The following is a 6,358-nucleotide window of genomic DNA, read 5'->3' as shown; positions in this document are numbered from 1 at the left end:
TAAGGACTATGAGCTGCTAGTGGAAATGAGTGAGGCAATGATTTATGGCGCAATGATTCACACCATGTTGCGTCGCTTGGCGAAGCTGAAACCGAACCATTCATAATTGTTTAGAAACAGGCTCTAATGATGCACCATTAGCGATATACTCCTGCATTTTGGCTTGCAAGCCTTTGAGTGTATCGCTTTGAGAACGCAATTCAATCACAAAATCAGGGCAAATAGGGGCAAAAGAAGCTTTTTGCTCTGCTGTTAAAGCATTCCAGCGTTCTAACTTTATCCAAGAAACATCGGGCGAGCGGGTTGCACTGTTAGGTAGAGTAAAGCCTGCACTAGAGTCAAAAGTCTCCCCTGTACCATCTACATCTGCCCAATTTCCAACTTGTTGAGCAATTTTAAAGTTTCTATTACCTGTATCGGAAAAAGCTGGAGGCATAACAATAACTTCCCCTTGGGCGGTACGCTCAATTCTTAAATCGCGATTGGCTTGGCAAAATTCGTAAAACTGTTCTGTAGTCATCGATTCACTACCAGGAAGAATTACCGTTAGCGGGGTACTTTCGTTTTGAATTAGTAATGTAGTCATATCAAGAATAGGGGCGCTGATGAATACAAACTAATTTGAGTGTATCTGCTTTGCTAGTAATGCCGTACCGTAAGCTGCGGCTGTATTAATTGGCTGGATAATTGGCACTTTGAGATAGCGATCGCGTATCCTAGTCCAAGTAGCATTTTTTGCGCCGCCGCCTGCTGTATAAACGCAAGTTAATTTATCTGCGCCTAGTTGTTGTAATAGCTGATATCCCTGCGCTTCGATTCGAGCAATACTTTCCAATAATCCATGCAAAAACTCTACATCGTTGTCTGGGCGCGGTTCTAGCCTTGGCTGCAATTGGGGATCGTTGATGGGAAAGCGATCGCCCACTTTCAATAATGGATAATAATTAAGCAAACTTGCTTTATCTGCATTAATCTCGCTGCTAAGGCTTTGCAACTGTGCATCTGTGAAAAAATGCCTCAACACTGCACCACCAGTATTAGAAGCGCCGCCAGTTAGCCATAAATCGCCTAAACGATGGCTATAAATTCCATACCTGCTATCTTCTACGCGAGTACGGCTTAATAACTTAAGTACCAATGTAGAGCCTAAAGAAGTTACTGCTTCACCAGGATTTTTAGCGCCACTAGCCATAAATGCGGCAATACTATCAGTTGTACCAGTACAGACGATGCAATCTGGCGGTAAACCCAAGGAGTCGCTAACTTTAGCTGTGACTTCGCCAATTGCAGTACCAGGAGCTAAAATTTGCGGCAATAAAGGCGCTACCGATAGATTAGTTAGCCAATTGGGATATTCTAAACGTTCTACGTCGTAACCTAGCTTTAAGGCATTGTGGTAATCGCTAATTCCTAACTTGCCATGCAATAGAAAAGCCAGCCAATCGGCTTGATGGAGAAAATAGCACCCTTGAGGAAAAAAGTCTTGCTTGCTCATCCACAGCAGCTTAACTAGGCTGGATGTGGCGCTAATAACAGTGCTGTTGGTAGGCGCGATCGCTTTTACAGTTTCTAGTACCTCTACGCCTCTGCCATCGTTGTATAACAGTGGTTCGCTTACAGGGGTTCCCTGGCGATCGCATAGTAATACAGTTGAGGAAGTACCGTTAATTGCGATCGCTTTTATTTGCTGACGTACTGGTTGAGAAATCTGCTTAATTAAGCTAAATAAAGTCTCCTGCCACATTTGTATCCAAATATTAGCTTGAGTATCAGCTTTAAATTGCTCCTCAACTTCCGCCTGAATATTTCCGCCAATGTCTATAACTACTGCTCTTGCGCCTGATGTACCGAAATCTATGCCTAAATATAAATCCATTGATTGTTTAGTGTTGTAACAACATATTTCCTTGCATAGGCAATTTAGTCGAAAGTAGTGAACGATTTACTAATTGGACATTAATAAATTAGGAGGTTTTTAACCATGTCTTCTATATCCGATCTGCAAATTTACGCAGCGCTCGTTGTAGCTCTGATTCCTGGCGTTTTAGCATTGCGCCTAGCAACAGAACTTTACAAGTAAGGTTTTGTTCTAGAACAATTAGCAACGCTTGCCCTGGTAGTCAAAAATGCTGATAGTCTCTCTACTTCTTTAGGTAGATTTTCTGGGAGCATTCACAACTGCCAGGGATATTTTATAGGGTTGTTAGGCAAAGCGCGATCGCCAGCTAAACTGTTGCCAACTCTAGCTTTTGTATTAATTATTTATTAACTATTCTTAATCATAAAACCTAAAAAAATGTAAAACAATCGTCGAAATTACGGTTGACTAAAAAACATATTCGTGGTAGCTTGCTTATGTATTTTTAGGTTAATTGCCAGATTTGCAGGTAGTTTCACCTACATCAAACTGAATAAAAGTTTATAATCTGCAAGAAGAATAAGCTTTTGTAAGTACACAAATTGCGGTCTTTGAATATGCACGCCCTTCGAGAATCTAGACCACCGTTAGAGCCAAGACAAACAAGCAGGACTCCCCGAAGAAAAGTCCGCAAGCGCGTCAATGCCAATCCTTACCGAGTATTAGCGCTGGAAAATACAGTAAAGCTATTTGTCAACGGGTTATTGATAGTAGGAACCGCCTCTGCTTTAGTAAAACTCCTACCCTATAGCTTTTCGCAACAAGCAAAGTTGCAAGAAATTACTACAGAAGTAAACTTAACGCAAAACCGCGTAGACAATCTTCAGAAAGACTTCAAGCGCAATTTTGACCCCCAGCAAGCGCAGAAGATTATGCAAGAGCAAAGCAACCGCGTTGCACCTGGTCAACGGCAAGTAATTATTTTAGATAAAGCAGCTAGTAAGTAATTTAGCTTGATAGGGGACGAAGTAGCTGGGCAAGCCAAGTGTCTACTTGCAAGCGCAAGCGAGTATAGTCAACAGCAGAATTTGGAACCTGATGCCGCTCGATATAAGTTAAAGCCCGCCCGTAATCAGCGATCGCTAGGTTCCAATCTCCCCATAAATGATACGTCCGACCGCGTTCGGCATAAATGTTGGCTTGAAGTTGACCGAGATATAAGGCAAAATCAAGGTTTTCGATTGCTTCCTCATAGCGTTTCAAGTCGCGCAGAGTGATCCCGCGATTGATCCAGCCTCTAACGTAACTAGGATTGAGGTCTAAAGCGCGATCGTAATCAAATAGCGCTACTGATAAATGTCCCTTAGCAGCATAGAAATTAGCCCTGTTGTTGTAAGCGCTAGCTAATTGGGGATCGAGTCGAATGGCTTTGTCATAATCGGCGATCGCGCTTAGAAGTTGACCGCTTTGAAAATAAACGAGTCCCCGATTGTTATAATCGATAGCATTATCAGGGTGGCGGTCGATTAGATGGCTGAGTAAGGCGATCGCTTCTGTGTAATTGCCCTGTGCGGCTTGTTCGCGTCCAACAGAGCGCAAACAGCGATCGGGGAGAAGTTCTGGCTGCCAGGAAGTTGAGAGGTCAACTTCTTGCGGATTTCCAGCACCTAGAGAATGCTGTTTATAACAATTTTCTAGAGTTTTTAGGGTTTGACGATTCATTTGCTTATAACTGAGCAGTAGCTCAATAATTTCAACTTATAATGTTTTTTACTAATAAAGAGTAGTTTTTGTGTCACTTACTCAGGTGTCTAAAACTCATCATCAACGTATTTTGCTGGAAATTAGCAAAAGTTAAGACTGAATTCATAGTTCATAAATTAGCTCTTTCCCAGGATTACTTCATCTTTCGCTAGGTAAATTCCTGAAAGAGTAAACGCAGATACACAGCAGGCTATAAGGTATAGAAGCGAAAGTTAGTTCTATACCAAAGTGCTAAAAATCAGCAACTATCCTCTGTAGTCCCCTTGTCTTCCCATCCCTTCCTTCTCCCTGATTTATGTTGTATTTTTGGGAAAAGCAAGTCTGAAGGAAAATGGCATGAAACGCCTACTCAACAAAGTATTTGACTGGAAAAAATACCTACAACGCTCAATTTTGCTTTTGGCAGTAACAATTTTTAGCAGCCAGATGATTGTTTTGCCAGCAAGCGCTACAGGCGTTTATCAAATCCCTAAAGTTACTCCAGGCGATCGCCCTTGGGTAATTGACCAAGCTGAAGTAATTAGCCGCGTTAATGAAGGCAAAATTAGCAGCGATCTAGAGAAATTAGCGAAAGAAACTGGCAATGAAGTCAGAATCGTTACTATTCGCCGCTTTGATTATGGTGACACGGCAGAAAGCTTTACTAAAGCCTTGTTTGAAAAATGGTTCCCTACGCCAGAAGTGCAAGCCAACCAAACTCTCTTAGTTATAGATACTCTTAGTTCTGGTACAGCCATTCGCAGCGGGGATACAGCAAAAGCTCGATTATCTGACGATATTGCCCAAAGCGTAGTTGACGAAACTATCCTAGCACCGCTTAAAGAAGGCGAAAAATACAATCAAGCCTTCTTAGATGCTAGCGATCGCTTAGTTGCTGTTTTGGCAGGTAAACCCGATCCTGGACCGCCGCAAATTGCCAGCAACGTCAGTACCAAAAGCACATTTAAAAGTGCGGAAGAAACAGACACGGGCAATGCTACTGTGTGGGTAATTGGGCTTTTGCTAGCAGCTACTATTATCCCGATGGCAACTTACTACTTTTATGTGAGATGAAAACTTAATCTTGAACGTACTCGCTGCCATTAATTAAAGCGATTTCAGCCCTGACAAACTCCCGACCTAAATAAGCCGCATGGTCTAAAAGAGTGACGACGCAGGGCTGATTTTGCTCAAAAATTGCGATACAAAGCTCTTTTGCCGTTCTGCCAGTAAACAACTTACTTGCAGTTCGTTCTACCTTACCGCGTACGGGAATGGGTTTGCCAGTATCGGGATCTACAGCTAAACCGCGATCGTCAATGATATTTGTAAAATGTTTAGCACAAATTAACCTAGCCTCCAAGTCTAGATAAATAATGAAATACCCACTTGGATCTAGATCGATATGACGCTTAGAAAGCTTGTCATCAATTTCTGCTAAAGTACCAGCCAACTGAACCATAATTACATCGTATTAAACAGCCATATCTTTCCACTATAATCCTTCACTATCGTCCTCGGATGGCAGTTTCTCTGCTCAAGAATTGTCGCAGTTAAAAGGCAAATTTTGATTAATCGCCTCAATTTCCTGCCGTTCTAATTCATTTACTTCTTTTAAGTAAGGAATTAAGATTTGCGTCAACCGACGATTGTAAAAACGGTGCATACTGTGGTTGGGAGTTGCCGGAAAACCGCGTCGTTTTTTGTGTCTACCTCCAGCGCCAGGGTCAAAAGTTTGAATGCCGCGAGCGATCGCCCATTCAATCGGCGCATAATAACATACATCAAAATGCAGGCAATCAATTTCTTGAAAACTACCCCAGTAGCGCCCGTACAAATTTTCGCCTTTAGTCAAACAAAAAGACATTCCTAGCGGCTGATGAGCGTCATACTCGCTGTAAGCGGCGACGAATACCACCCGATGGCGGTAATTTGCCTGTAATTGCTCGAAAAATCGTTTAGTTAGATATTTACTACCCCACCAGCCAAATTTGTCGCAAGTATCGGCATAAAAGTTATACATCAGGGGAAAAAATGATTTAGGAATTTCATCTCCTGTTAGCACTTGCAGGCGCAAACCTGCTTTTTCTACAGCTTTGCGTTCCCGCTTGATGTTGCGGCGCTGATTGGCGTTAAACATTGCCAAATAATCATCAAACGTTTGAAAGCCTGAATTTTGCCAGATTGAACTGTGGTGCAGCCAAGGAGAGAAACCATGCCGTTCTAGTATGGGTTGCCAATTGGGATCGACATAGAGAAAATGACAGCCAGAGATATCATGGCGATCGCAAAAATGGTCGATTGCCTTTACCATTATTGCTGTAAGTTCGTCTTCATCTTCCCCTGGCGCAATCAAAAACCGATAGCCTTCTGCTGGCGTAAAAGGCGACATTCCTAACATTTTGGGGTAATATTCAACGCCGATGCGTTGTGCCAAATCTGCCCACTGGTGGTCGAAAACAAATTCTCCTTGGCTATGTCCTTTAATATATAAAGGCGCAGCAGCAATTAGAGTTAACCCCCGCCAGATAGTTAAATGATTGGGCAACCAGCCTGCTTGTCCTGTAGCACTTCTTGAGGTTTCGAGATTATTTAACCATTCCCATTCTAAAAATGGCGTTTTTAGGGGCATAGCTAAAGCATCCCACGCCACTTGCGGTACTTCAGAAATTTTGTTAATCCAAGCGACGTTATAATTAGGCTGAATCGACTTGACCATAGAAAAAGCGAACTTCTAGCAATGCTACTTCTACAAGG

General features: G+C 42.4%; 7 protein-coding genes and 1 pseudogene. 3 read left to right on the top strand and 5 right to left on the bottom strand.

The annotated features are described in order from the left end of the window. Nucleotides 1-124 precede the first annotated feature (124 nt). Nucleotides 125-586 (bottom strand): annotated as a pseudogene (locus UH38_RS13065) (Uma2 family endonuclease); the annotation flags it as partial. Nucleotides 587-616: 30 nt separating this feature from the next. Then, nucleotides 617-1,876, bottom strand: a complete 1,260-nt coding sequence (locus UH38_RS13060; protein ID WP_045055090.1) for an FGGY-family carbohydrate kinase — start codon at nucleotides 1,874-1,876, stop codon at nucleotides 617-619. A 105-nt stretch (nucleotides 1,877-1,981) separates the two neighbouring features. Here UH38_RS13060 and psaM point away from each other — a divergent pair, with 105 nt between their 5' ends. Both psaM and UH38_RS13050 read left to right on the top strand, forming a co-directional pair. After that, nucleotides 1,982-2,080, top strand: coding sequence for a photosystem I reaction center subunit XII (gene psaM / locus UH38_RS13055; RefSeq protein WP_045055089.1), 99 nt, complete (start codon nucleotides 1,982-1,984; stop codon nucleotides 2,078-2,080). A gap of 395 nt (nucleotides 2,081-2,475) precedes the next feature. After that, nucleotides 2,476-2,865, top strand: a complete 390-nt coding sequence (locus UH38_RS13050; RefSeq protein ID WP_045055088.1) for a slr1601 family putative cell division protein — start codon at nucleotides 2,476-2,478, stop codon at nucleotides 2,863-2,865. A 1-nt stretch (nucleotide 2,866) separates the two neighbouring features. On the opposite strand, the gene UH38_RS13045 is transcribed toward UH38_RS13050, so the two are convergent. Next, the gene (locus tag UH38_RS13045; RefSeq protein ID WP_045055087.1) at nucleotides 2,867-3,580 is read right to left on the bottom strand and encodes a tetratricopeptide repeat protein; all 714 of its coding nucleotides are present in this window, start codon (nucleotides 3,578-3,580) and stop codon (nucleotides 2,867-2,869) included. A gap of 378 nt (nucleotides 3,581-3,958) precedes the next feature. Here UH38_RS13045 and psb32 point away from each other — a divergent pair, with 378 nt between their 5' ends. Beyond that, on the top strand, nucleotides 3,959-4,675 hold the full coding sequence (gene psb32, locus UH38_RS13040; protein WP_045055086.1) for a photosystem II repair protein Psb32: 717 nt from the start codon (nucleotides 3,959-3,961) through the stop codon (nucleotides 4,673-4,675). Nucleotides 4,676-4,679: 4 nt separating this feature from the next. Here the strand turns inward: psb32 and UH38_RS13035 are convergent, their stop codons facing one another. Beyond that, complete coding sequence (locus tag UH38_RS13035) at nucleotides 4,680-5,063, bottom strand: DUF4346 domain-containing protein (RefSeq protein WP_045055085.1); 384 nt, start codon at nucleotides 5,061-5,063, stop codon at nucleotides 4,680-4,682. 75 nt (nucleotides 5,064-5,138) lie between these two features. Continuing rightward, the gene (locus tag UH38_RS13030; RefSeq protein ID WP_045055084.1) at nucleotides 5,139-6,320 is read right to left on the bottom strand and encodes a GNAT family N-acetyltransferase; all 1,182 of its coding nucleotides are present in this window, start codon (nucleotides 6,318-6,320) and stop codon (nucleotides 5,139-5,141) included. Nucleotides 6,321-6,358 lie beyond the last annotated feature (38 nt).

It is taken from the genome of Aliterella atlantica CENA595 (genome assembly GCF_000952155.1).
Classification (GTDB): Bacteria; Cyanobacteriota; Cyanobacteriia; order Cyanobacteriales; family Chroococcidiopsidaceae; genus Aliterella; species Aliterella atlantica.
Note: the sequence above shows the minus strand (reverse complement) of the source record. Positions and strands in the feature narration are given on the sequence as shown.